Source organism: Pelagibacterium sp. H642, from assembly GCF_031202855.1.
GTDB lineage: Bacteria > Pseudomonadota > Alphaproteobacteria > Rhizobiales > Devosiaceae > Pelagibacterium.
This window is the reverse complement of the sequence record NZ_CP101829.1, coordinates 3,122,141-3,146,451: the sequence shown is the minus strand read 5'-3', so window position 1 is coordinate 3,146,451 and position 24,311 is coordinate 3,122,141. Positions and strand designations below refer to the sequence as shown.

The following is a 24,311-nucleotide window of genomic DNA, read 5'->3' as shown; positions in this document are numbered from 1 at the left end:
CCTAAAGACCGAACGGGCCGGTCGGCAGCGGAATGCGCAGCCACATGCCGAAGGCCACGCGCAGCAGAAGCGGGAACAGGACCGCTACGGGAACGAGGCGGACAAGAAAGCTCGGCTCTAGGCTGGGCCTGATGATGAAGGCAGCAACCAGCATGAAGATGATCACCGACAGGGTGAGGCCGAGATATGGCGTGGCAACGATCAGCAGAGCCGTTGCCGCACAGAGCAGCGCAATCTTGACAATGTCCCGTTTTGCAAGGCCGCCCGAGAGCTGCTCGCTGCCGCGCAGGCTGCGCACCAGGTTGACGACGCTCAGGACGGCGATGGCGCTCCCGATCAGCACCGGGAAGAAACCCGCTCCAGGCGTCGTTCCGTTCATGTAGCCGTAGTCAAACCCGGACCAGACGATGTAGCAGCCGAACGCGACGAGGAAGATGGCGAAGAGCTGGTCGACACGTGTGATGGACATTGTCCCGTTCCTCCCGAAAACAAGGCAGAGGGACCGGGCGCCAAAGCGCCCGGCCGGCGGGTCGGATCAGATGATGCCGAGTTCGGTCATGATCGCCTCGTAGCGCTGATGAGTCTGCTCGATCAGGGCCGAGAATTCCTCCGAGCTAAGGAAGGCGGGCATATCGTGGTAGCGCTCGATATATTGCTCGCGCCATTCATCGCTGGTGGCCACCTGTTCGAGGATGCCCTCCCAGTAGGCGACGACGTCCTCGCTGACACCGCCGGGCATGACAAGACCGCGGAGCTGTACGTGCTCGATGTCATGGCCAAGCTCTGTGAACGTGGGAACGTCCGGGAAGGCCGCAACGCGCTCGGCGGAGCTGACGGCGAGCGGACGCAGGGCTCCGGCTTCGGTCTGTGCCATGAGTTCACTCGGGTTCATGAAGACCATATCCACATGGCCGCCCAGGATCGCAGCAAGGGCTTCGCCTTCTCCATCGAAGGGGACGGCGTCGATCTGAATGCCCAACGCATCCGACACCATGTCTGCCAGTAGGGCGGCATCGGAGACCACACCCACCGTGCTTGTGGTCAGCCGTTCGGCTCCGGCGAGATCCTCGAAGGTCTGGTAGGGGGAATCTGCTGGAACCGCGAGGATGTACGGCGAATAGGAAATAGCAGCGAGCGGAGTGAAGTCCTCATAGCTCACTGGCGAAGCGCCCAGCAGCGGCGTGGTGAAAAAACTCACGCTCACTGTGGCCAGGACATAAGGATTGCCCTCTTCCTGGGCCACCGAGCCGTAACCGACGGCGCCCGAGCCGCCCGGGCGGTTTTCGGGAAGAATCTGGACAGGCAGCAGATCCATTTCATCAATGACACTCGCGATGGTGCGGGCCAGCGTGTCGCTGCCGCCGCCCACACCGAAGGGGATAATCATCTGGATATCGCGCTCCGGATATTCCTGGGCGGCAACAGAGCCGCTCAAAGCACCGAAGGCCACGAGAGCTGCCGCGGCAAGGCGGTGGCGACTGCTAAAGATCGTCATGTTGGTTCCTCCATTTGCGGGCCGCCGAAATGGCTGGCCCTCCTCTGTGGCGCGGGATATGCCGCGCCGTATAAGCCCTCGCGGGCAAATGGAGATGCCGGCCTCCCTGCCGCCATCTCCATGAAGGGCTGTCAGGCGCTCTTTTGCGCCTCGATAGCCTCGCGCAGCAGATAACCGTGCGCGTCGCGACCCTTGAGCCGGCTGTCCTCGGGGTTCTTGACCTCTGCATCCCGAAGCGCATCGTATTTCGGCGTGAAGCCGAGGCCCGGACGGTCGGGAATGGTCATCTTGCCGTTGACCGGATCGGGCGTGCCTTCGAAGAAGTGCTTGCCGGTCATCCACATGCCGTAGTGGAATTCGACGGGGCCGCCGTTCATGACGCCGGCCAGAATGTGCATGTTGAAGATGGGCCAGCCGCCGCCATTGGCCATGGGCAGGTTGAAGGCCTGGGCCAAATGAGCCGCCTTGAGCGCTTCGGTGTAACCGCCATTGTAGAGGACGTTGGGCTGGAGCACGTCCACCGCGTGATGGACGACCAGTTCGCGGAAGCGCCAGCGCCAGCCTTCCATCTGACCAGCCGCGATGGGCACCTGCACGCGAGAGCGCAGGTCGGCAAGCGCCCGCGCGTCGTTCTGCTGGATGGGTTCTTCGAACCATTTGAGGTTGCAGTCCTCAAGCGCCTTGGCAAGCATGAAGGCGTCATGCGGGTTGAACCAGCAATTGGCGTCGATCATCAGGTCCACATCGGGACCGATGGCATCGCGGGCGGCCTGGACGCGGCGCACATCGTCCTTCCAGGTGCGGGTGGGCTCGCCACCCACCACCATCTTGAGCATGGTGTGGCCATCGGCCAGGAACTTCTTTGCGTAGTCGGCGATCTGCTGCTCGTCGAAGAAGGGATAGCCGAAGGTGGCGTAGGTGTAGGCTTCGCGCGAATAACCGCCGAGCAGTTCGGAAATCGACTGGTTGGCGTCCTTGCCGCGCAAATCCCAGCAAGCGATATCGATCGCCGAAAGCGCGTTGACGATGACGCCGGTATAGGCGCGATTGTTGAGCTGCTTCCAGACCTTGGAGTGGATCGCTTCGGTGTGGCGCACATCCATGCCCTTGATCAGCGGGAAGATGTGCTCGCGGATGCAAGGCATGGTGGCCCAGGGCAGGAACGATCCTGTGACGCCCATCCCCTTGCGCCCGTCTTCCAGTTCGATCTCGACGAAGACGAACATGCGGGTTTCGATGGATTCCCCGATGCCTGGCAGGTCGATCTCGTGCCGGTGCAGGCTCGTCGTAATATTGGCGATCTTCAAAGTGCGTCTCCTCTCGCTATGCGGGTTCTTGCGTTTGTTCATCGAGCGAAGCGAGCCAGCGCCGCTTGCCGTGATTGACGTGCTCTTCGCCGAGCTGCCGCGCGCGTTCGGCATCGCCCTCGGCGATAGCCGTGACGATGGCGCGGTGCTCCTCATTGGTCTGGGCGGGGGCGTGCAGCGAGCGACGCAGGAAGTGCGTTTCGCGGATCAAATCGTCATAGATCCGACTCGAACAGGCATGGTCCGCCATCTGGGCGATGAGATTGTGAAATTCGAGATTGGCCTTGTAGTAGGCAACGATGGCGCGGCGGCCGATCGCCTCATCCATGGCCACGATCAACGCGGAAAGCTCGGCGATGGCCGTTTCGGTGCGGCGTTCGGCGGCCCGGGCGCACATCAGCCCCGTGAGCAGCGCCCGCACATCGTAGTTCTCTGCGATCTCGGTGTGGGACATCTCACGCACGAAAACCCCGCGAGCGGGAATCGCGGCCAGCAATCCGGCCTGTACGAGTGCCCTCGTAGCCTCGCGAACCGGAGCGCGGCTGACGCCGAGCTGTTCGGCCAGCCCATATTCATTGATCCGGCTGCCCGGCTCGAGCTGACCGGTCAAGACGAGACGTTCGATCTCGCGATAAACCTGAGAGGCCAGGCTTTCGGCACGTTGAACGCGCTGGACCGATGGCGTCACCATGCGGACCGCCGTTTCAGTCGCCGATATACTGTCGACAATTTTCCAATGCATGATGGAAGGTCCATATTTGCCATTGGCTAACCGGCGCGGCTCATTGCATCGCCGAATAGCCAGCGCGCTCCGGATTCCTCGGCAATCTCCTTGAGCCTGCGATGGAGCCCCGGGCCGATCGGTATCCCCTCGACGCTACGCCTGGCCCTGACCGCGCGCTCGGGATCGCCGGCAACCAGCACGGGCCGTTCGGGATCGACCGCCGGTGTCGCCCGCAGATCGTCGCTGAACTGACTGACGGACGCCTTGAACTCGTCCAGCGGCCGGAACAGCTCGGGATCGAGCGCCAGGAAGAAGTGGCCCACATCGAGCCCATAGGGTTGCCTCGAATGCATGGGATCGGTGATGAGCGTCGAGCCCGACAGGCAGGATGAAAGGATATTGACCATTGCGGCCAGCCCGTACCCCTTGTAGCCCGCGCTTTCGGCGCTGCCGCCCAAGGGAGAAAGGAAACCGCCATTCATCACCTGGGAAGGGTCGAGCGTGGGGCGTCCGGAGGGATCGAAACCCCAGCCGGGCGGCATTTGCTGGCCCTCGACGATCTTGTTGCGCACCTTGCCCGAAGCCACGGTGGTCGTCGCCATATCGAGAACGAAATGCCGCCCGTCGGCGCTGGGCGCTGCAAAAGACCAGGGATCGGTGCCCAGGCGGGCCTGCGAACCGCCGGTGGGCGGCACCCTCACCCCGAACACAGTGGTTGCCGCCATGGCGATCAAGCCACGATCGGCAGCGCGGGTGGTGAAAAAGCCCAGCGCGCCGAAATGGCCCGAATTGCGAACCGAGACGATACCGACGCCCCCGAACGCGGCCTTTTCGATGGCAATATCCATCGCCTGCGTCGCGGTCGCATGTCCCAAGCCGCCATCGCCATCGAGCAGAGCGCTGATCGACGTTTCCTTGACGACCCTGGGAGCGGGATTGAAATTGATCGGCCGCGATTTGCGTCGCTCGTCATATTCCACCAGCATCGCGATGCCGTGGCTTTCGATGCCGTGCAGGTCGGCCCATGAGAGCACCTGGGCCGACGCCCGTGCACGCTCGGCCGGCATGCCCCAGGCCTCGAAAATCGCGGCTGCCTGATCTTCGTGCGTCTGATAGTCGTGAACGATCACCCGTAGGCCTCCCCGCCGTTGCTCGGCTTTTGTGGCGGGAACGGTGCCTCAGCCGAAAGCTAAGGAAAAGGATGGCCCGGATTTGTTCAAAACTAAGCTGGAGTTAACTCTTCAGCTTTCGCTCGGATCACGGAGGATGAGGTTTTCCTTGAGGGGAACGATCTGCCTCTCGATCATCCGATGCACGTAAGGCGGCTCAGCGCCCCGATGCAGAGCGCGCAGGCTGACGGCGTTTTCGGCATCGGCCTTGGTGCGGCGCTGGTGGTGGCGGACGTAGTCGATCCAGGTGGGCACATGGTAGGATTCCACCCAGATTCTCGGTTTTTCAAGGTCGCGCAACAGGCCCCATTGCCGGGCACCGTCGCGGATGCGAATGCGGCGCCGATCGGCCATGAGCGAGAGGAATTTCCCGATGTCCGCCTCGTCGATCTCATAATCGATCATCACCATGATCGGGCCGCTCCGGGGCTGCAACTGGAGCTTGAGAAGCGGCTCGTTGAAGGAATTGAGTGGCGAAAGGTCACGGGATTCGAACTTGGGCAAAGGCAGGCGGAGGCCAATCAGCGCACAAGCGGCCAACGCGGCGCCCGCCAGCACGAGAGCCCAGGAAAGACTGGACGCATCGGCGATCTTGCCCCAGCACCAGCTTCCCGCCGCCATGCCGCCGAACGTCGCCGTCTGATAGAGCGCCAGCGCTCGCCCGACCACCCAACGCGGGGTCGAAAGCTGGATCGAGACGTTGAACAGCGACAGGGTGAGGACCCAGCTCGCGCCCGCCGGCAGCAGGGCCAGATGGCTGAGAAGAATGTCGTGACTGAGGCCAAGAACGACGCAGCTTAGAGCAAAGCCGACGCAGGCGAAGCGAACGATGGTTTCGTTGGAAAAGCGTGCCCTGACGCGAGCGTTGATGAAGGCTCCGCCAATCGCACCCAGGCCGAAACTGCCCAGAAGCGTGCCGTAGATCATCGGGCCGCCGTCCACATAGGTGGCGGCGAGCGAGGGCAGCAGGGCCAGGATGGCGATGGCGGCAAAGCCGAACAATGCGCTGCGCGCCAGCACCACCGTGAGATTGGGAGAGAGCGAAACATAGCGCAGGCCGGCCCAGATGGCGCTGCCCAGCCGCTCGCGCGGCAACGGGTTGGCCGGCGCGGGGCGGCGCCAGCGCACCAGGGCCCAGATCAGCGGCAGGTACGATACCGCATTGGCCGCGAAAGCCGCCGCCGCGCCGGCTATTGCGACGATCAACCCACCCACGGCGGGACCGACGCTGCGCATCATGTTGAAGCCCAGCGAATTGAGGGTCACCGCGCCGGGCAAGTCGTGACGCGGAACGATATCGCCCACCGAAGCCTGCCAGGAGGGATTGAACAGAGCGGTTCCGACACCGAGAAGAAAGGTAAAGGTCAGCAGCAGCCAGGGGTTGAGTAAGCCAAGGAAGGCCAGAACGGCCAGCGCGAGCGAGACGAGCGCCATGCCAGTCTGCGCAACGATCATGATGATCCGCCGGTCGAAATTGTCGGCCAGCGCCCCGGCGATGAGGGAAAAGAGCATCACCGGAAGGGTAACCGATGCCTGGACGAGCGCGACCATGTCATAGGAATCGGTAAGCTCGGTCATGAGCCAACCCGCCCCGACCGACTGCACCAATCCCCCCAGATTGGAAGCGAGGGTGGCGATCCACAAAATCCGGAACGTCTCGTGACGGAAAGGCGCGAGAACCGAATTGGGCCCAATTCCCGACCTGGTCTTTTCAACGTCCGGCGCCGACACCTTTACCTCCACTGGCCCTATTGCGCATGCCCGCATCGCGTTGGATGGGCGCCAACGCGTCTCACGATCGATCGTTTGCGGGATGCTCCCAGCCTCACATTAGGGGATTGCGCATCTTTGTGCGCAAGGCAAGGCATATCGCTGGCGGAAAAATTTCGACACAGCTTGTGTTATTTGCATCCTAGTATACTATCTTCCGCTAGTTCATTGAGGAGGAGCAAAATGCCGAAATTGACCCCTACCCTGGCGATTTCAATCGTCGTGGCGCTGGTGCCGGCCGTTGGAGCGGTTGCCCAGCAGCAGGAATTCGAGATTCCACGAAACGTGCAATCCGTAGTGACGGAAATCTGGGAGCCGGTGCCCGAAAAGGTTGATGCGCCGGAGGGCGAACTGCCGTCCGATGCGATCGTTCTGTTCGACGGCACAAATCTCGATGCCTGGGAATCGGTCGATGGCGGACCGGCGGAATGGACGATTGCAGACGATATGCTGTCCGTGGCGCGCGGCACCGGCGACATCCGGACCACTGAATCGTTTTGCGACATCCAGCTCCATATCGAGTGGCGCGTGTCCGAAGATATCGAAGGCTATGACGGGCAGGATCGCGGCAATAGCGGCATCAAGATCCAGGACCGCTACGAGGTTCAGATTCTCGACAGCATCGACAATCCCACCTATGCGAACGGACAGGCGGCCTCGATCTACAAACAGCATCCGCCGCTGGTGAACGCCTCACGCGCGCCCGGCGAGTGGCAGACCTACGATATCGTCTTCGAAGCGCCGATCTTTGCCGAGGATGGCGCGCTGCGGCGGCCCGCTTATGTGACCGTGCTGCACAATGGTGTGGTGGTCCAGAACCATGCGCAGATCCAGGGCACGACGGCCTGGGTGGGCTATCCCCGCTACGAAGCGCATGACTGCCAGCCGATCCGGCTGCAGGATCACAATGCCGATGTCGACTTCCGCAATATCTGGGTTCGCCCGCTCTAATGCATGAGGCGGCGGCGCTTGGCGCCGCCTCCTTTTATTCGCGCCGCAAGTCATGTTCGGCCATTTGCTGCGCTTCGAGCGCGAGACGGGTCACCGTGGCGGCGTGGGAGAAGGTCAGCGAGCGCTCGGTGCGCTCGAGAACATCGGCGGCGAGGTCGCGGAAATAGGTCAAAGGGACATCCGAGCAGTCGATATAGGTCGAGCGGCTGTTGTTGACCATGAACAGATGATCGGTGCCCGGCCGGCCCTCGATATCCACATATTTCCTGAGCTCGATATAGCCTTGCGTCCCCAGCACGAGCAGGCGGCCATCACCCCAATTGGGGAGGGCTTCGGGCGTGTACCAGTCGAGACGGGCATAGCCGCGCGCCTCGTCGCTACGCAGCAGCATCTCGCCGAAATCCTGAAAGTTCGGGTCAGCGGGGTTGGCGAAATTGCCCACGCTGGCCGAGACGATTTCGGCGTCCGATGAGCCGGTGAAGGTGAGAAACTGATCGATCTGGTGGGTGCCGATATCGCCCAGGATGCCGCCATAAAGGGAGCGGTCGAAAAACCATTCGGGCCGTGTATGGCGGTTGAGCCTGTGGGGACCGACAGCAAGGGTCTGGACCACCTTACCGATCTCCCCACCCCGCACCAGTTCGAGCGCCTTGATGGAAGACGGCACTTCGAAACGTTCGGAAAAATTGACGGACCAGATCCGTCCGGTCCGCTCCACGACAGCCTTGAGGCGATCGAGTTCGGCAAACGAAATGCAGCCGGGCTTATCGAGCATCACGTCCTTGCCATGCTCCATCGCCTCTATGGCGAGGTCGGCGCGCTGGTGAGGCGGCGCGGCGATCAGAACGAGGTTGATGTCGCCATCGTCCAGAAGTTCGCGCCGATCGGCAACGCGGGGAAGGTCTGGGAACCGTTTGACAAAGCCGCTCAATGTTTTGGGCTCGCCTTCGGTCCACCAGCCCTTGCAGCGCGCTCCGGCCTCCAGCATGCCCGAGAGCATGCCATAGATATGCCGGTGATCGATGCCGATTACCCCGATGACGACTTCTGAATTATTCATTGCGTGCAACTTCATCCAAGGTCACTGCGCGACGCTCGCGTGAGGAAAGGGTCAGTGCGTCGATCAGTCGATGGACGTTGAGCGCTTCGGCACCGGTCACCATGGGAGAGCGGCCGTCGCGGATCGCCTCAAAGAAATCGCGTTGCGCCGAGGCGTGCCAATCATGCGGGAACGCCATAGGATCGGCGCCGCCACCAGTGCCGGACGGCTCGCCGAAGCTGTCCTCCCTGCCATCGTGGTAGGAGACCGTCAACGTGCCCGAGCCGAGATGGACAGCGGCTTTCTCAAAGCCCAGCTCGATGGTTTCGGCGCCGCCAGGATAGGCTGCCGTGGTGGCAACGATGGAACCGAGCGCGCCCGACTTGAAGCGCACACCGGCGCCGACGAAATCCTCCGCTTCCATGTCGTGCAGGCTGGAAGTGCCCATTAGCGCCATGACCTCATCGATGGGACCGGTATAGACCTGCAGCAGATCGAGAGTATGGATGGCCTGGTTGATCAGCACGCCGCCGCCATCGCGTGCGTAAGTCCCCCTGCCCGGCTCGTCATAATAGGATTGCGGCCGCCACCAGGGGACGTTGACCTGGGCGATGCCAAGCGGTCCCAGCGTTCCCGATTCTATGAGAGCCTTGAGCCTCAAGGAAGCTTCCCGGAACCGGTGCTGGAAGATCACGCTCATGGTCACGCCGGCGCGCTGTGCGATTTCGACGAGTTCACGCCCGGCGGCGCTATTTCTTTCAAGGGGTTTTTCGAGCAGGATGTGCTTGCCCGCCCCTGCCGCCGCGGCGACGATCTCGCGGCGGGCATTGGGTGGGGTGAGAACGATAACGGCATTCACATCGCCCCGCGCTAAAAGCTCTTCGAGAGATGGAGCGGCGGGAACGCTCCACTTTTCGCAGAAGGTCTTGAGCCGCTCTGCGTCGCGATCATAAACGCCCCGCACCTCGGCGATGTCGCGCAGATCTTCCAGGGCGCGGGCATGAATGCCCGCCACCATGCCTACACCTACGATAGCGATTCCTAGCATTCGTCCTCTCCCATCCTGCGCCTGTTAGTGCACGACCCGGCTTGCCTTACAACACTATGTGCAATATGTATCCTAGTATCCTACATCGATGAACGAGACAAGACCGCGGCAGGGATCGTGGCAACAGCAGGAGGGGATCGAGTGAGAAAAAGGCTGATGCGGCAGACCTGGCGCTGGTTCGGACCTGCGGACAAAGTCACCTTGCGCGATGCCCGCCAGGCCGGGGCCGAAGGGATCGTGACCGCGCTCTACCATATCCCGCCGGGCCAGGTATGGACGCCCGAGGAGATCGAAAGGCGCAAGCTCGAAACGCGCCAGACTGCTGACGGCAACGACACCGGCCTCTATTGGGACGTCATCGAAAGTCTGCCGGTCTCCGAGGCCATCAAGACCCAATCGGGAGACTGGCGCACGCATATCGCCAACTGGAATACCAGTCTGGAGAACATTGCCGCCGCCGGTCTGGAAATCGTCTGCTACAATTTCATGCCGATCCTTGATTGGACACGCACCAACCACCGCCAGGTGCTACCCAATGGCGGCACGGCGATGGCCTTCGATCTCGTGGAATTCGCAGCTTTCGACATCGCGCTTCTCGAACGCGCCGGGGCGGCCGATGATTATCCGGCCGAGATCGTGGAGATGGCGAACCGACGGGCAGCCGAAATGTCCGACATCGAAAAGGACGAGCTTTGCGACGCGATAATCGCCGGACTCGCCGGTTCGGTGGAAAGCTGGACGCTGGAGACGCTACGCAATCAGCTCGAGCTTTACCGCAACATCGATTCCGACCGGTTACGGCGCCACCTCGTCGATTTCCTCGAACAGGTAGTCCCGACTGCGGAACGACTGGGCCTGAGGCTCTGCTGCCACCCTGACGATCCTCCTTTCTCGCTGTTGGGATTGCCCAAGGTGGCATCGACCGAGGACGATTACCGCAGGCTGGTCGAAGCCGTCGACAGCCCTGCCAACGGCATCACCTTCTGCACTGGGTCGCTCGGTTCACGCGACGACGCTGACCTGCCGGGCTTTGTCGATCGCCTAGGCTCCAAGATCGCCTTCGCGCATTTGCGCAATGTCACCAACTACCAGAAGGGTGTTCCCACGAGCTTTCTCGAGGACGAACATCTCGGCGGCGACCTCGATATGGTAGCCGTCGTTGCCGCCCTGTTGCGCGAGCAGGAAAGGCGCCGCGCCGAAGGGCGCGCCGACTGGCAAATTCCCATGCGCCCCGATCACGGCCACGATATCCTCGACGACGCCGCGCGCGGGGCGCGGGCGGGATACCCGGCAGTCGGCCGCCTCAAGGGGCTGGCCGAGTTGCGTGGGGTGATGCACGCTTTTGCCCGGCAGGACTGACCACGGACGGCGCCGCCGCGCCAGTAAGGATCTCATGCTTCGCCTCGACCAAGCCAGTCTTGCCAACCTGGCACCGGACATCCAAAAGCCCGTTTACGACAGGGCCGGCATTCGTCCCGGCATCGTCCATATCGGCATTGGCGCGTTTCATCGCGGGCATATGGCGGTCTATATCGACGATGTTCTCGAAAAAGATCCCAACTGGGCGATTATCGGGGCGAGCATCCGCCGGCCCGATACCAGGGATGCGCTGGCACCTCAGGACTATCTCTATTCGGTGAGCGCCAAGAGCGGCGAAGGCATTTCGACGCGCGTGGTCGGCTCGATCGTCGACATCATCGACGCATCGGCCAGCACGCGCGCGCTGATCGCCAGGATGGCCGAGCCCCGTATCCGCATCGTTTCGCTGACGGTGACCGAGAAGGGTTATTGCCACGATCCGGCCAATGGTCACCTTTCGACCCAGCATCCCGACATCGTCAACGACGCGATCCATCCTGATGCGCCTCGCAGCGTTCCGGGGATCATCGTCGCCGCCGCCGCGCTGCGCCGTGCGGGAGGATATGGCGGGCTGACGGTGCTGAGCTGCGACAATCTGCAAGGCAATGGCAAGATCGCCAAGACGACCGTTCTCGAATTCGCCCGGTTGCGCGACGCTTCGCTGGCCGAGTGGATCGAAGCCAATTTCAGCTTCCCGTCCACAATGGTCGACAGGATCGTGCCCGCCATTTCCGATGGAGACAAACAGGATGTCGAGCAGCGCTTGGGCCTTGCGGATGCTTGGCCGGTCGTCACCGAGCCTTTCAGTCAGTGGGTGATCGAAGACCATTTCGCCGCCGGGCGCCCCGATCTGACAGCGGTGGGCGCGCAACTCGTGCCCGATGTGGAACCGTTCGAACTCATGAAGCTGCGGATGCTCAACGGCTCCCATTCGACGATGGCCTATCTCGGGCAGCTCGCCGGACATCGATTCGTGTCCGACGCGGTTGCGGACGAAACGCTCAAGGCGTTGGTGAGCACCCTGATGACCCATGAGGTGATCCCGACACTCGATGTGCAGGATATCGACCTGTTCGCCTATCGCGATGCCCTGCTGCGCCGTTTCGCCAACCCTGCCCTGCGCCACCAGTTGGCGCAAATCGCCGTTGATGGCAGCCAGAAGCTGCCGCAGCGCACGGTTACGCCGATACGCGAGCGGCTGGCTCACGGCAAATCGATCGAACTGCTGTGCCTGACGCTGGCCGGCTGGATCGCCTATCTGGCACGACACGTCCGCCAGGAGGGGACCGAGCCAGCCGATGCCATGGCGGCCAGATTGTCCGATGCCGTGCAAGGGGAAGGTAGCGCCGGTGAACTCGTCCGAAAAGCTCTGTCGATCACCGAGATCTTTGGCGACGATATGGTCAACAACGAACCGGTCGTGCAAACGGTGGAGCGCCACCTCGCCTGCCTGCAGGACGAGGGTGTCGGCGCGGCCATTCACAAGGCGCTGGCCAGGATCGACGCCTGATACATTTGAGCAAGGGGAGGCTCCATTGTCTACGCTACTCCATCCCGACCGGCTTTTTTCGGCCAACGCCACCGAGCGCGACATCGCGCGAGCGCTTTACGAGAGCATCAGCGACCTGCCGCTCATCAGCCCGCACGGCCATACCGACCCGCGTTGGTTTGCCGAAAACGAAAACTTCGCCAACGCGTCCGAGCTATTGGTCGTGCCCGACCACTACGTCTTCAGGATGCTGCTCAGCCAGGGGTTGCGCCTCGAGGATCTGGGCATCGCGCCTCAGGATGGAACGGCCGAATCCGACCCTCGCGCCATCTGGCGGCGGTTCGCCGAAAACTATCACCTCTTTGCCGGCACCCCTACCCGGCTTTGGCTCGACCACACGTTCGAGACGCTGTTCGACCTTCACGAGCCGTTGTCGCGCGACACTGCGGACAGCTACTTCGACACGATCAACGCACTGCTGGCGCGGGAAGATTACCGTCCCCGTGAGCTTTTTGAGCGCTTCGGTATCGAAGTCATAGCGACGACGGAAAGCGCCCTCGACGATCTACGCTGGCACGACCAGATCAAAGACAGTGGATGGTCCGGCCGCGTGGTCACGACTTATCGGCCCGATGCGGTGATCGACCCTGACTTCGAAGGATTTGGCGCCAACCTCGATACCTTCGGCGAGATAACCGATTGCGACACGGGAACCTGGGTCGGCTATCTCGACGCCCATCGAAAGCGCCGTGCGTATTTCAAGCAACGCGGCGCCACCGCGACCGATCATGGCCATCCAACGGCCGAGACTGCAAACCTTTCCCCCGGGCAAGCACAAGCGCTGTTCGACAGGGTCCGCGCGGGAAAGGGAGGGCCAGATGACCATCGGCTGTTCCGGGCGCAGATGCTGACCGAAATGGCCAAGATAAGCCTTGAGGACAGGCTGGTAATGCAAATCCACCCTGGCTCATTCCGAAACCATTCCGAGGCGACCTTTACCCGGTTCGGCCGCGACAAGGGCTTCGATATCCCGACACGAACCGATTATGTCGAAGCGCTGCGACCGCTGCTGTCGGCGGCGGGAATGGATCCCGACTTCCGCCTGATCATCTTCACTCTCGATGAATCCGCCTATTCGCGCGAGCTGGCACCGCTGGCCGGCGTTTACCCGGCGCTTCGGCTAGGCCCCGCCTGGTGGTTCCACGACAGCCCCGAAGGCATGCGGCGGTATCGCGAACTGACCACGGAAACGGCGGGCTTTTATAACAGCGTCGGGTTCAACGACGATACCCGCGCCTTCCCGTCTATTCCCGCGCGCCATGACGTTGCCCGGCGGGTGGACAGCGCGTTTCTGGCGAGATTGGTGGCCGATCATCGCATTCGCGAAGACGAGGCGTTCCTCCTCATTCGCGAGCTGTCCTACGGCTTGGCCAAGAAGGCTTACCGGCTCTGAGCCGAACCGTTCACCGGATAATAAAAAGAGGGGCCGAAGCCCCTCTGTTTTGCTTACTGGTCCTTGCCGGGCCAAGACATCAGGATCGTGACCCCTTCGATGCGGCCTGCGAGTGTCTCGTCCTCGCTCAGTGCGAGAAACTCTTCGGGGGCTTCCTCCAGCGTTAGAGTCGGAACACCATCGACTTCCGTCATTGCCGATTCCTCACGCTGCGGTGCGTTCGCGGCGCGCTGCTGGGAAAGAAGCTCGGCCTGTTCGGCGTCTGCCTCGTTGACCTCGGCGTTGAAGTCGGGGAACGCGCGCTCGCCAAGATCGCCCACAGTCCACGAACCCGCCTGACTGCGGGGCAGCGCGGGGGCCAATCCGGGATCGGCGACACCAGCAAGCACCACCTCGAGCCCCAGAAGGGCGGCTTCGCGCTGCCATGCCGGACGATCGGGCGCGGCAATGGTCGCGAGCATATCCGACACATCCTGAGCCGAGCCAATACGGGTGAGACCGGATACGACAGTGGTGATCGCGTTGCGGATACCCTCACTGCCCTGCTCGGCTTCGAAAAGCGCATTGAGCAGTTCGGTCACCTGTGCGTCCGGCACGCCGCTCAGCGCGGCATCGAGGGCGATATAGTCTTCCCCGTACATATCGATGATGCGCATGATGGCATCGAGCCGGTTGGCATCGTCGAGTTCACCGGCGGAAGCGGCGAGCTGGTACTTAACCTGCCAATCATTGTTCGTATTCCCGATGAGACCCAGGAAGGCGTCGATGACGTCCTGGTTCCCTTCGCTAAGGAAGGGCTCGGCAATCCGCAATGCCGCCGTCTTGATGTCGCGATCCTCATCGTCCAGGGCGGAAATGACGAGGTCCGGTTCGACCGCATCGAGGCCGTCCAGCGTCCAGAAGGCGTGCAGCCGGGCGACCGGTTCAGCATCGGAATTGAACAGCTCGAGCAGTGCGGGCACGGCATCGGTCTGCTGCTGCACGACCATCAGCCGCTGGGCATGATCGCGATACCAGCCATTTTCGTGCTCAAGCAGCGCTACCAGCTCCTCGGGCGTGGACTGGGTGAGATCGATGGGCTCGGATGGCGTGCCGTTTTCGTGGCTGACGCGATAGATGCGGCCGTTGACGCCATGGGTATCGCCCAGATTGTGCTCGTCCACCCAATCCTTGAGGTAGTTGCTCATGAACACGGCATCCTGAATGATGCCATGGTAGAGATCGAGCACGTAAAGCGCGCCATCGGGACCGACCTGGGTGAACACCGGACGGAAGCGCTCCTCGGTGGACGAGAGAAAGTCGCCCTGCTCATATGCTTTCTGAAGGTAGATGCCCGACCCGCTGTCTTGCAGGGTGCTCATGGTGACAAGTTGAGCCGCCGGCTCCGGAACGAAGATGTTGCCATAGTCGCTGCCATTCAACGCGGTGCCACGATAAACCGCTGCGCCGCCGGCCGATGTCAGTTCAATCATCGCGCCGTTTTCGTCCAGCGTACCCTCGACATAGCCGCGGTTAATGCCCGGTGTAGGGCGGATGGGCCACACGCGGTTGGCGGCGCGGGTCGGGCCGCCGATCCATTCGTGATTGCCGCGATTGCGGGTGAAGACCGAACTGCGGCCGTAATAATAGTCCGGAACGTAGCTCATCGAGGGCGCCGCGGAGTTGCCCTGGCGCAGGATGCGGCCCTGATCGTCGGCGGTGACACCCCATTGCGAGATGGAGATGCCGCGATCGACCTCGAATCCCTCCCCGTTCCACTGATACACCTCATCGAGATAGGCGTTGTAGATCCGGTTATCGATGTTCCAGAACATGCCGTTGGGGTTGTGCTCGATCGAGCCGCCGAGGGCACCGTAATTGCCTTCGGTGATCGGCGTCTTGCTGTCGGCGACGTCGTCGCCATCAGTATCCTCGAGCAGCCAGATATTGGGCGATTCACCCAGAATGACCTTGCCGGGTTCGAGGATCAGCAAAGAGCGTGGCAGCACAAGCTCATCGGCAAAGACCTTGCGCTCATCCATGACGCCATCGCCGTCGGTGTCCTCGAGAATGACCACCGAGCTGCTGGGGGTTGCGGCCGTCAGATCCTCGAGGTTGAGCATGAAAGTCGTTTCGACGACCCAAAGGCGGCCCTGGTAATCCCACTGCATCACGATGCCATCACCAAGCAGCGGCTCGGAGGCGACGAGATCGATGGAATAGCCGGGAGGTAGGGTGAAGGTCTCAAGCGACTCTTCGGGCTCCATATAACCGAAATTCTCCGGCATGGGCTGGAACTCGGGCGGCCAGACCTGCTCGGACTGGGCAAGCGCCGTCCCGGTCATCAGGGCACATGTCAGCGCAGAAAGCGCCAGCACGGCCCGGTGGTTTCGTTTCCTATTGGTCATGGGTTTGCTCCTCCTCAAGATCGCGACCGAAGTCGCCAATCGATGCCAATAAAGATGGATGTCGTTACTGACCGAAGCGCATGGATTCGAGCTCGGCCGGGTCGGTGGGAAGCGCGGTGTCGCCGGCCTCCATGCCGTTGTTCTGGGCAATGAAGGCGATGATCGTGGAAACCTGCGCGTTCGAAAGTGTGCCGGGCGCATCAGCCGGCATCATGTCCTGGATGTAGGCGTGGAATTCCGAAACGGGCCGTTCAAGCCAGGAGAAGTTCGGCCCAGACAGCGCCGGAGCGGAAAAGCCCTCCAGTTGGGCGCCATGACACGATGCGCAAGAACGCTGGTAGTTGGCGCCGCCGCCGATCGCTTGGGGGGCGGTGAAGGTGATGGCGTCCAGGTCGTTGCCCTCGTTCTGGGCAAGGGTAACGCCCGCAGGGAGCGTCAGCAGCGTGGCTGCGAGGACGGCGCTGCCGCCCAATTTCAAAAACATCGACATTTTATACTCCTTTGGTCGACCTGCCCGCGATTGGCAGGTCACGAATTTCCGGTTATCCTGCTCTTGCCCGTCATTACATTCACAAACCGGCGTCCGGCTCTCCCGACCGCGGGGATGCTCAACAGGATCGTGCCGACGACGATGAGGCACAGCACGGCGCTGATCGGGCGGGTGAAGAAGGGCGTCCAGTCGCCATTGGTGAGGCCGAGGCCGCGCCGAAGGTTGAGATCGAGGAGATCTCCGAGCACGATACCCAGCACCAGAGGCGCCATGGGATATTTCATTTCCCGCAAGAGAAATCCCAAGACGCCGAAAGCAAGCATGACGTAGACATCGAACATGCGCTGGGTGACGGCGAAGGAGCCGACGACGCACAGCACCGCGATCACACCCATGAGGCGTTCTTGCGGAATGCTCACGATGCGGATGAACAGCCGGGTCAAAGACAGGCCGAACAGCAGGTTCGCAAATGTTGCGAGCAGCAGCATCGCGATGACCTGATAAACGAACTCCGCGTTCTCGATCATCAGCATGGGACCAGGACGAACGCCGTGGATGAACATCGCCGCGATAAGCACGGCGGCCGCGGCTGATCCGGGCAACGCAAGGGTGAGTGTGGGGATCATCGCACCCGAAACAACCGCATTGTTGCCGGTTTCGGCGGCGATCAGCCCTTCATGGCTACCTTGGCCGAATTCCTGGGGCTTTTTGGAGAAGCGCTTGGCCGCCGCATAAGACGACCATGCACCAACATCTTCGCCAACACCGGGAATAATGCCGGCGAACGTTCCAATGATGCCCGAACGCAGAATGGTCCGCCAATATTGGAACAACTCTCCGAACCGCGGCACGACTCGATCGGTTACCGATGTGGGCCGCATTTCGGCATGGCGTTTGATCTGGCCGAGAATTTCGGCCAGCCCGAATGCACCGACCATGGCCGGTATGATGTCAATGCCCGCCGAGAGTTCCGACACGCCGAACGTGAATCGCTGGTGGGCATGCAGGCTCTCCATGCCGACCATGGAGACCAGCAGCCCCAGAATGCCGGCGATGTAGCCCTTGAGCGGCGTGTCCGAACCGCTCAGTTGGCCCGAGATGACGACGCCGAACAAGGCGAGCCAGAAGAATTCATAGGTGCCGAAATTGAGCGCGACCTCAGTCAGGAGCGGCGCCAGCAGAGCGAGAAAAAAGATTCCGACCAGCGTGCCCAGGGTCGATGCAGAGGTCGCAAGCCCCATGGCAAACCCTGCCCTGCCCTGGCGAGCCAACGGGTACCCATCCAGCGATGAGGCTGCGCTTGCCGGCGTGCCGGGAATATTGAGCAGAATGGCCGTGCGGCTGCCGCCGAAGATCGAGCCGAGATAGACGCACATCAGCGTCAGGATGGCTTGGGCGGGCTCCATGTTGTAGGTGAGCGTTACCAGGAGCGCCACGCCCATGGTCGCCGTCAGGCCCGGCAGGATGCCGATCGCCAATCCAAGCAGCGTTGCCCATACGACATTGAAGATACCTTCGAACGTCAGAAAATAGGCGATGCCCTGCCCGAGCAGGATAAGTCCATCTAACATTTTCGACCTATGGCAGGCGAACGAGGAACAGCTCGGCGAACAGGTAGTAGATGCCCGCTCCAGCGACGATCGCCGTCACGGAAGCCCAAATCAGGGTTTTGGGCAGGTTGACCTGTTCGGACGTGAGGACGGCTTCCATCGTCACGATGAATACGAAGAGAAAGAGCATGGAGGCGGCCCAGAACGGTAACCAGCCGACCAGCCCCAGTGCAAAAATGAGCACCATGGCCAAAGCCGCAACAGCCCGCGCCGCTTCGAGCGTTCGGAACACGGCAAAAAAATCCGCCCAGCTTCCATCGCCCTGGCTCTTCCAGGCCTTTACGCCTAAGAGGCCTCCCAGCAACACCAGGATGGCACTGAGGGCCATCGGAACCAGCCCGGGAATGGTCGCGGGATGGATGCGCCTCGCCTCAAGCTGGGGCATCGTATAGGCGTAGTAAAAGACCGCCAGCCCGAGAATAACCAGAACGACCGCCGTCAGAAGGTCGGCCCGGGCGCGTGTGCTCTGCTGGCCCGCTTGGTTTTCCATGTCTCGAATCCTTGGAAAGTCCGGCCGGAAGTACCGCACCCCCGGCCGATATGCTTATTCCACAGGTGTCTCGGTGCCCGCTTCGCAGTCGACACCGATCGTGGACGGATCGTTGACCGCATCGCCGCGCTCAAGCGCAGCACAAGCCTGGGCGACGACGGTGGGCGACACCATTTCGCGCGCTTCTTCGCCGTAAGCCGGAGTGAAAAGGGCACCAGCGGCCTGCGCGTAGCTCTGCAGCTCCTCGGAGGTCGCCACATGTTCGGCCCAGATAGTATCGAGGGTCGAAACCACCTCTTCGGGCACGCCCTTGGGAGCCAGAACACCGAAATAGTTGTAGGCGATGTCGATGTCGGGGAGCCATTCGGTCACCGGCGGAATGGTATCGACGCCATCCATCGTCAACGGTTCATCGGAAAGCACGGCCAGTGGCCGCAGCCGTCCGCCACGGATCAGCTCCGCCTGCTCGCCGGCCAACTGGGTGGTGACCATGGACTCGCCCGAAGCCGTTGCTACGGTAGCCGGCCCACCGCCGTCATAAGCGACCAGATTGTAGTCGAAATCCCCAGCTTCAGCCAAAGTCGACAACGCCGTGCCGCCTGCAGAACTCACGCCTGCCGTCGCGACCGTGATGTTGGCACCATCCTCCTGGAACGCGGCGAGAAGTTCACCGAAATCGGCGTAGGGACTGTCGGCGGGAACGGAAATAACCGAGACGTTAGCGACGCTGAGATAGAGATGCCAATCATCGATGGTCGTGCCCTCGATGAGGCCGGTCACCGCATAGGTCGCGGCATCGGCGATGCCGGTCGCCAGAAGCGTGTAGCCATCGGGCTGAGCCGAAAGGACGCCCTGGGTGCCAACAGCACCGGACCCGCCCGGCTGGTTGACCACCACCACATCGGTGCCAAGCTGTTCGGCGAGAATGGGCGCGGTGACGCGGGTGACCTGGTCGGTTGCACCGCCAGCACCCCAGGGCACGATGATGTTGATGGGCCGATCAGGGCTCCACTCCTGAGCCGAAATCGAAGTCGCCGTCAGCGCCACGGCCGAAACGGCAATCGTGACAGCCAATCCACGAAAAAGTCGCATGCTGTTCCTCCCATAGGTTAAGCGCAAAGCCTTGACGTTCAGCGCTAGGATACTAGCATACACCCAATTGAAGGCACTTCAACCCCCGCTGGAAACTTTTGCCATTTTGTGGGGGCCGGTGCAGCAGATGCACGTCAGGTGCGCCGTATGTGGCATTCTAGAGTGGTTGAATACCGCGCTTCGATCACATACAACTTAAGTATAGTTTGCCTTTCATGGCGTGATTCTCTTGTGAGGCAGCTATTTCGACGAGGATGCTGATAGCTCAAATGCTGCAGGATACAAAAACGGTAGGCGAATTATATGCCGATGCCATGAGCGACGTGCGGATCGACTATGGACGGCCGATGGCGCCTCAAATTTACGAGGCGATGCGCAAGGTCATCGTGCAGAACCATCTGACGCCCGGCACCCCGATCTATGAAGCGAAATTCTCCGAAGTCATCGGCGTGAGCCGCACTCCGCTCCGGGCGGCAATGCAGCAGCTTGCGAAAGAAGGTCTCGTCGAAACCCGGCCGCAGGTGGGCTCCATCGTGGCGCCGATCGACCGCAAGAAAATCTTGTCGGCAGTGTTTTGTCGCAGCGCCCTGGAAACGGCTGTTGTGCGGCGCCTGGCCGATCTCAAGACAGTCGACACTCGGCCATTTATGCGCGTCCTCGATCAGCAGGAAGACTACAGCGCGCGCGACGACTATATCGGCTTTTTCGACCTGGACGAAAAATTCCACTTGCTGCTTGCCGAAGCCGCCGGTGTTCCGGAGGCCTGGCAGCTCGTTCTGTCCAGCAAGACTCATGTGGACCGCGCGCGCCTGAGCCTGCAAAGCTCTATTCCCGGCCGCGCCGCCGTTGCTTATCAGGAACATGTCGGGATCGTGGAAGCCATCGAAAAGGGCGATCCCGAACTGGCGGCGAAGCGCATGGACGCACACGTGCGCTCCGCGCTCGACATCATCTGAGGTCCTCCTAAATGACGATAGCCGCCTCTTGGGCGGCTATCGAAACATGGTGGCTAGACCCGATTACGAGGGATCGGTCGGGCTGGAGAGATATGCATAGCCCTCACAGGTAGAAGTGATCCCGTCGGGCTCGGGGCGGTCGTTTTCGATGAAATAGTAATCGACGCCTGCCGTCTCGCTCAGAGCGAAGATTTCCCCGAAATCGATGAAGCCCTGCCCCACCGTGGCGAAGGTCGGTTCGTCCTCGCCTTCAACCATTTGGGCGTCCTTGACGTGGAACAAGGGGAAGCGTCCCGGATTGGCTTCGATGAGACCCACAGGATCTGCATCGCCCACGACGGCCCAGTAGAGATCGAGTTCGAAGGCAACGTTTTCCGGATCGGTTTCGGCGAGCAGGATGTCGTAGCCGGACTGCCCGTCGCCGAGATCTTCGAATTCGGCGTCATGGTTGTGGTAAGCGACGGTGATCCCGGCCTCCTTGAGCGTTGCTCCGGCCTCATCGAGCAAGGCAGCGAGATCGGAATAATAAGCGACGGGATCTTCCGCATCCTCGTGCCCGCCACTGATGCGGACATAAGTGGCGCCTACAGCCTCGGCAGCCTCGATGACCACATCGATCCGGTCGCTCAGATCGTCGCCACCAACGCCGAGCGAGGGAACGCTGAAGCCGAACTCCTCGGCGAATTCCTGGATCTGAGGCACTTCAACGCCCTGAAAGCTCGGAACTTCACCTTCAAGATCAGGGCCGGAGAACTCGATGTTCTCGATCCCGCATTCGGTCACTGCTTGCAGCGTGCCACGGGCATCCTCTCCGAGTTGGTCGCGGATCGTAAATCCAACAACACCGATCTTGTCGACCGGAATACCCAGATGCGACTGTCCAGCCGCTGCGTCGGCCGATTGTGCCATCGCCGGAGCAGCGGTGAGCGCCATCGAAAATGCCGCCGAAGCCACTCCGGCCAAGGCGAGCGTATCAAATGCGCGACGTGAAAGTTTCATGGTCTCCTCCTCAGGTTCGGACCTCTAGGATACTAGAGTACAAATCGGGCATCTGGCAAGTGCAAAGGCACGTTCCCTCACTGACGCTCGGTGCGAATCTAAAAGAGAGCAGACACCAAGCCGCGTTCGACATAGATGCGGAACCAGGGTGTATAGCGCTCGGGATGAGTGGCTACGTCCTGCTCGATCTCGCCACGACCGGCCGTGCGCAGGCCTGCTACTTCCGATGGATTCATATCGCTAAAGCTGAAGCGAGGCGGAATTTCCCCGCGATAACAGTCGACCACTTCATTCTCGAACAACGGCCCTATCGGCGCATCGTACTCCGTGCGGCGGACAAAACGGGTCGAAAAATCGACGCCCAACTCGCGGTCAAGCGTGCGTGTTACGCAATCGGCCGAGCTTTCCTGCCAGCGCGGATGCGAGCAGGCTGAGTTGGTCCAAAGCAGCGGCGCGTGATACTTAAGGCTCGAGCGCTGCTGCAACAGCAGGCGATCGCCCTGGAACAGGAAAACCGAGATCGCCAGATGTTTGACGCCAGTGCGATGGGCTTTAAGTTTTTCGATCGGGTAGAGCGTACCCTCATCGTCGACCCCGGTGATCAACTCCCCCAACGCATCGTCGAACTGGCTCGCGGCGGGCATGGTCTCGTGGTTACTCTATTATGAGCCCGGCCGTGCCGGCTTTCACGTTTTCAACGACAGGATCGCGTCCGCCACGGAGGATGGAATTGCCTTCGTGAAGCTGGGTCTGGTCGACCCTGAGCCCATCAATCCAGTCGGCCTCGCTCATCTGGCCGGACTGGCCGTAGGCGGTCAGCGCGTTGGCGTATGTGGCTTTCCTGATCGCCTCCTCCGAAACGCCGCTCTGGCGCGCCAATTCAGCGGTCTTGGGAACGGCCAGCGGGTCGGAGATCCCCCAATCTGTCGCCGAATCCAGAATGACCCGATCGCCGCCATAGCGCTTGAGCAATTCGACCATACGCACATTGCCCATCTTGGTAGATGGATAGATCGAAAACGCCGCCCAGAACCCTCGGTCGAGAACGTCTTCCACCGTCTCTTCGTTATTGTGGTCGACGACAATCTTGTTCGGATCAACACCATGCTCCCGGCACACGTCCATGGAGCGCAAGGTGCCCTTTTTCTTGTCGCGATGCGGGGTGTGGATCATCACCGGCAGGTCGAGTTCCTTGGCCAATTCGAGTTGGGCGCGGAAATATTTGTCCTCGAGCGGGGTCTGCTCGTCATAGCCGATCTCACCGATCGCCACCACACCCTCCTTGAGCGCGAATTGCGGCAGGATCTCCATCACGCCTTCGGCGAGTTCCTCATTGTTGGCTTCCTTGGAATTGAGCCCGATGGTGCAATAGTGGCGGATGCCGAATTGGGAGGCCCGAAAGCGTTCGAAGCCAACGATGTGGGAAAGGTAGTCCACATAGGTCCCCACATAGGTTCTCGGTTGGCCGATCCAGAAAGAGGGCTCGATCAGCGCCACGACGCCAGCCGCCGCCATCGCCTGATAGTCGTCGGTGGTGCGGGAAATCATGTGGGCGTGAGCATCGATGAACATGGAATTCTCCTAAAGGGCAGCCGCATCAAGCCGGAATGGATGACCAACTCAGCGCTCTGGACGCAATGGCGGCATGTTCGGTGGCAAGGCCGGCGAGCATAGAGCGGGAGGCCGGGTCAGGACTCTCAGCGAGGAACAGGGCGGCAACACTGCGTTCGATGGGGTCCGGACTGACCAAGAGCGGATCGATCTCGCCTAGCACCTCTCCTCGCGCGAAGGGCGCGATGCAGCGCCAGACATGAAGATCGACCCCACGGCGGGCGGCTCGCCGCTCATGGACGTGATCGACCAGCGTTGCAGCCAGGTCGGCATTTCTGCGCTTATCGAGCCCGACGATCGGCGGCAGTCTCGAATCGATGAACAGCGCCTTGAGCACCATGTGATTCCAGCGATGCTCGGAAAAGGTCTCCACAGGCACCGGGCTATCGTGGGCAATCGCCTCGAAAATCTCCCGGATCGAGCTGCGCAGCCCCTCCCCGATCTGCCAATCGAGGTCGTCGCTGATGGGAAACAGCGGCAGCGCCCGATAAAAGCCGATCAATGTGGCAAGATCGGCAGCTTGGCAGAGGCGCCTGAACGCCTTCCCAAACGAGACGGCGTCATCGGTCAGCGGCAGCAGGATCAAAGCGCGCGCAACATCGGCAATGGTCCAGAGCCGTGGCACCCAGCCCGGTCGCAATCGCCGCGCCTCGCCAAGCTCGGCATCGGTGAGCGCGAGGTCCGCTTTGCCTGCTTTCCGGCCAGCCAGCGCCACCGCGCGCTCGACCTGAGCCGAGTTCATCTGCGGCACGTCAGCCGCTGTTTTTTCAATCCAGACGGTGGTCTCCGCATCGAGCCGGGTTTGCAGCCATCCGGCCAGCAGCGGTCCGAACGTTTCCTTGGGCAAATTGGGCACGTCGATTGATCCTCCC

The 24,311-nt window shown here is 61.5% G+C and carries 22 protein-coding genes; 5 read left to right on the top strand and 17 right to left on the bottom strand.

Features of this window, described 5'->3' with window-relative positions:
* Position 1: 1 nt before the first annotated feature.
* The 6 genes from NO934_RS15680 to NO934_RS15655 form a co-directional block, all read right to left on the bottom strand.
* Positions 2 to 469, bottom strand: coding sequence for a tripartite tricarboxylate transporter TctB family protein (locus NO934_RS15680; RefSeq protein ID WP_309160905.1), 468 nt, complete (start codon positions 467 to 469; stop codon positions 2 to 4).
* A gap of 66 nt (positions 470 to 535) precedes the next feature.
* Positions 536 to 1,495 (bottom strand): tripartite tricarboxylate transporter substrate binding protein, encoded by a 960-nt coding sequence (locus NO934_RS15675; RefSeq protein ID WP_309160904.1) that lies wholly within the window; start codon positions 1,493 to 1,495, stop codon positions 536 to 538.
* 131 nt (positions 1,496 to 1,626) lie between these two features.
* A complete protein-coding gene (locus NO934_RS15670; protein WP_309160903.1) occupies positions 1,627 to 2,802 on the bottom strand; it encodes a mandelate racemase/muconate lactonizing enzyme family protein in 1,176 nt (391 codons plus the stop codon).
* 16 nt (positions 2,803 to 2,818) lie between these two features.
* Positions 2,819 to 3,544: a GntR family transcriptional regulator gene (locus NO934_RS15665; RefSeq protein ID WP_309160902.1), complete on the bottom strand. Its 726-nt coding sequence runs from the start codon at positions 3,542 to 3,544 to the stop codon at positions 2,819 to 2,821.
* A 26-nt stretch (positions 3,545 to 3,570) separates the two neighbouring features.
* Entirely contained in the window at positions 3,571 to 4,656 is a 1,086-nt protein-coding gene (locus NO934_RS15660; protein ID WP_309160901.1) for an Ldh family oxidoreductase, read from the bottom strand.
* 111 nt (positions 4,657 to 4,767) lie between these two features.
* Complete coding sequence (locus NO934_RS15655) at positions 4,768 to 6,426, bottom strand: MFS transporter (RefSeq protein WP_309160900.1); 1,659 nt, start codon at positions 6,424 to 6,426, stop codon at positions 4,768 to 4,770.
* Positions 6,427 to 6,648: 222 nt separating this feature from the next.
* On the opposite strand from NO934_RS15655, the gene NO934_RS15650 reads away from it, so the two are divergent.
* Positions 6,649 to 7,416: a DUF1080 domain-containing protein gene (locus tag NO934_RS15650; protein ID WP_309160899.1), complete on the top strand. Its 768-nt coding sequence runs from the start codon at positions 6,649 to 6,651 to the stop codon at positions 7,414 to 7,416.
* A gap of 34 nt (positions 7,417 to 7,450) precedes the next feature.
* Here NO934_RS15650 and NO934_RS15645 read toward each other — a convergent pair whose 3' ends face one another.
* Positions 7,451 to 8,476: a Gfo/Idh/MocA family oxidoreductase gene (locus tag NO934_RS15645; protein WP_309160898.1), complete on the bottom strand. Its 1,026-nt coding sequence runs from the start codon at positions 8,474 to 8,476 to the stop codon at positions 7,451 to 7,453.
* Positions 8,469 to 9,503, bottom strand: a complete 1,035-nt coding sequence (locus tag NO934_RS15640) for a Gfo/Idh/MocA family oxidoreductase (protein ID WP_309160897.1) — start codon at positions 9,501 to 9,503, stop codon at positions 8,469 to 8,471. Before NO934_RS15640 ends, NO934_RS15645 begins: the two co-directional genes overlap by 8 nt.
* 156 nt (positions 9,504 to 9,659) lie before the next feature.
* Between NO934_RS15640 and uxuA the strand changes: the two genes are divergently transcribed.
* From uxuA to uxaC, 3 genes are read left to right on the top strand one after another with little or no spacing between them, the layout of a single operon-like run.
* On the top strand, positions 9,660 to 10,862 hold the full coding sequence (gene uxuA, locus NO934_RS15635; protein WP_309160896.1) for a mannonate dehydratase: 1,203 nt from the start codon (positions 9,660 to 9,662) through the stop codon (positions 10,860 to 10,862).
* A gap of 34 nt (positions 10,863 to 10,896) precedes the next feature.
* Entirely contained in the window at positions 10,897 to 12,372 is a 1,476-nt protein-coding gene (locus NO934_RS15630; protein WP_309160895.1) for a mannitol dehydrogenase family protein, read from the top strand.
* Between the two features lie 25 nt (positions 12,373 to 12,397).
* Complete coding sequence (uxaC, locus tag NO934_RS15625; RefSeq protein ID WP_309160894.1) at positions 12,398 to 13,804, top strand: glucuronate isomerase; 1,407 nt, start codon at positions 12,398 to 12,400, stop codon at positions 13,802 to 13,804.
* 53 nt (positions 13,805 to 13,857) lie between these two features.
* Here uxaC and NO934_RS15620 read toward each other — a convergent pair whose 3' ends face one another.
* The 5 genes from NO934_RS15620 to NO934_RS15600 form a co-directional block, all read right to left on the bottom strand.
* Entirely contained in the window at positions 13,858 to 16,191 is a 2,334-nt protein-coding gene (locus NO934_RS15620; protein WP_309160893.1) for a hypothetical protein, read from the bottom strand.
* Positions 16,192 to 16,255: 64 nt separating this feature from the next.
* On the bottom strand, positions 16,256 to 16,681 hold the full coding sequence (locus NO934_RS15615; RefSeq protein ID WP_309160892.1) for a c-type cytochrome: 426 nt from the start codon (positions 16,679 to 16,681) through the stop codon (positions 16,256 to 16,258).
* Between the two features lie 38 nt (positions 16,682 to 16,719).
* Positions 16,720 to 18,252: a tripartite tricarboxylate transporter permease gene (locus NO934_RS15610; RefSeq protein ID WP_309160891.1), complete on the bottom strand. Its 1,533-nt coding sequence runs from the start codon at positions 18,250 to 18,252 to the stop codon at positions 16,720 to 16,722.
* Between the two features lie 7 nt (positions 18,253 to 18,259).
* Complete coding sequence (locus NO934_RS15605) at positions 18,260 to 18,781, bottom strand: tripartite tricarboxylate transporter TctB family protein (RefSeq protein WP_309160890.1); 522 nt, start codon at positions 18,779 to 18,781, stop codon at positions 18,260 to 18,262.
* A 54-nt stretch (positions 18,782 to 18,835) separates the two neighbouring features.
* Positions 18,836 to 19,873, bottom strand: a complete 1,038-nt coding sequence (locus NO934_RS15600; RefSeq protein ID WP_309160889.1) for a tripartite tricarboxylate transporter substrate binding protein — start codon at positions 19,871 to 19,873, stop codon at positions 18,836 to 18,838.
* A gap of 269 nt (positions 19,874 to 20,142) precedes the next feature.
* On the opposite strand from NO934_RS15600, the gene NO934_RS15595 reads away from it, so the two are divergent.
* The gene (locus NO934_RS15595; RefSeq protein WP_309160888.1) at positions 20,143 to 20,829 is read left to right on the top strand and encodes a GntR family transcriptional regulator; all 687 of its coding nucleotides are present in this window, start codon (positions 20,143 to 20,145) and stop codon (positions 20,827 to 20,829) included.
* A 63-nt stretch (positions 20,830 to 20,892) separates the two neighbouring features.
* Here NO934_RS15595 and NO934_RS15590 read toward each other — a convergent pair whose 3' ends face one another.
* From NO934_RS15590 to NO934_RS15575, 4 genes are all read right to left on the bottom strand, one after another.
* Positions 20,893 to 21,828, bottom strand: a complete 936-nt coding sequence (locus tag NO934_RS15590) for a sugar phosphate isomerase/epimerase (protein WP_309160887.1) — start codon at positions 21,826 to 21,828, stop codon at positions 20,893 to 20,895.
* A 98-nt stretch (positions 21,829 to 21,926) separates the two neighbouring features.
* Complete coding sequence (locus NO934_RS15585) at positions 21,927 to 22,472, bottom strand: NUDIX domain-containing protein (RefSeq protein WP_309160886.1); 546 nt, start codon at positions 22,470 to 22,472, stop codon at positions 21,927 to 21,929.
* Between the two features lie 10 nt (positions 22,473 to 22,482).
* Positions 22,483 to 23,400: a TatD family hydrolase gene (locus NO934_RS15580; protein ID WP_309160885.1), complete on the bottom strand. Its 918-nt coding sequence runs from the start codon at positions 23,398 to 23,400 to the stop codon at positions 22,483 to 22,485.
* 25 nt (positions 23,401 to 23,425) lie between these two features.
* Entirely contained in the window at positions 23,426 to 24,295 is an 870-nt protein-coding gene (locus NO934_RS15575; protein ID WP_309160884.1) for an EboA domain-containing protein, read from the bottom strand.
* Between the last annotated feature and the right edge of the window lie 16 nt (positions 24,296 to 24,311).

What these genes read in the sequence shown, in the direction of transcription:
- NO934_RS15585 (WP_309160886.1), bottom strand. Translation starts at nt 22,472, where the DNA reads ATGCCCGCCGCGAGCCAGTTCGACGATGCGTTGGGGGAGTTGATCACC.
- NO934_RS15580 (WP_309160885.1), bottom strand. Translation starts at nt 23,400, where the DNA reads ATGTTCATCGATGCTCACGCCCACATGATTTCCCGCACCACCGACGAC.
- NO934_RS15675 (WP_309160904.1), bottom strand. Translation starts at nt 1,495, where the DNA reads ATGACGATCTTTAGCAGTCGCCACCGCCTTGCCGCGGCAGCTCTCGTG.
- NO934_RS15650 (WP_309160899.1), top strand. Translation starts at nt 6,649, where the DNA reads ATGCCGAAATTGACCCCTACCCTGGCGATTTCAATCGTCGTGGCGCTG.
- NO934_RS15620 (WP_309160893.1), bottom strand. Translation starts at nt 16,191, where the DNA reads ATGACCAATAGGAAACGAAACCACCGGGCCGTGCTGGCGCTTTCTGCG.
- NO934_RS15595 (WP_309160888.1), top strand. Translation starts at nt 20,143, where the DNA reads ATGCTGCAGGATACAAAAACGGTAGGCGAATTATATGCCGATGCCATG.
- NO934_RS15590 (WP_309160887.1), bottom strand. Translation starts at nt 21,828, where the DNA reads ATGAAACTTTCACGTCGCGCATTTGATACGCTCGCCTTGGCCGGAGTG.
- NO934_RS15630 (WP_309160895.1), top strand. Translation starts at nt 10,897, where the DNA reads ATGCTTCGCCTCGACCAAGCCAGTCTTGCCAACCTGGCACCGGACATC.
- NO934_RS15605 (WP_309160890.1), bottom strand. Translation starts at nt 18,781, where the DNA reads ATGGAAAACCAAGCGGGCCAGCAGAGCACACGCGCCCGGGCCGACCTT.
- NO934_RS15610 (WP_309160891.1), bottom strand. Translation starts at nt 18,252, where the DNA reads ATGTTAGATGGACTTATCCTGCTCGGGCAGGGCATCGCCTATTTTCTG.
- NO934_RS15645 (WP_309160898.1), bottom strand. Translation starts at nt 8,476, where the DNA reads ATGAATAATTCAGAAGTCGTCATCGGGGTAATCGGCATCGATCACCGG.
- uxuA (WP_309160896.1), top strand. Translation starts at nt 9,660, where the DNA reads ATGCGGCAGACCTGGCGCTGGTTCGGACCTGCGGACAAAGTCACCTTG.
- NO934_RS15665 (WP_309160902.1), bottom strand. Translation starts at nt 3,544, where the DNA reads ATGCATTGGAAAATTGTCGACAGTATATCGGCGACTGAAACGGCGGTC.
- NO934_RS15615 (WP_309160892.1), bottom strand. Translation starts at nt 16,681, where the DNA reads ATGTCGATGTTTTTGAAATTGGGCGGCAGCGCCGTCCTCGCAGCCACG.
- NO934_RS15600 (WP_309160889.1), bottom strand. Translation starts at nt 19,873, where the DNA reads ATGCGACTTTTTCGTGGATTGGCTGTCACGATTGCCGTTTCGGCCGTG.
- NO934_RS15640 (WP_309160897.1), bottom strand. Translation starts at nt 9,503, where the DNA reads ATGCTAGGAATCGCTATCGTAGGTGTAGGCATGGTGGCGGGCATTCAT.
- NO934_RS15680 (WP_309160905.1), bottom strand. Translation starts at nt 469, where the DNA reads ATGTCCATCACACGTGTCGACCAGCTCTTCGCCATCTTCCTCGTCGCG.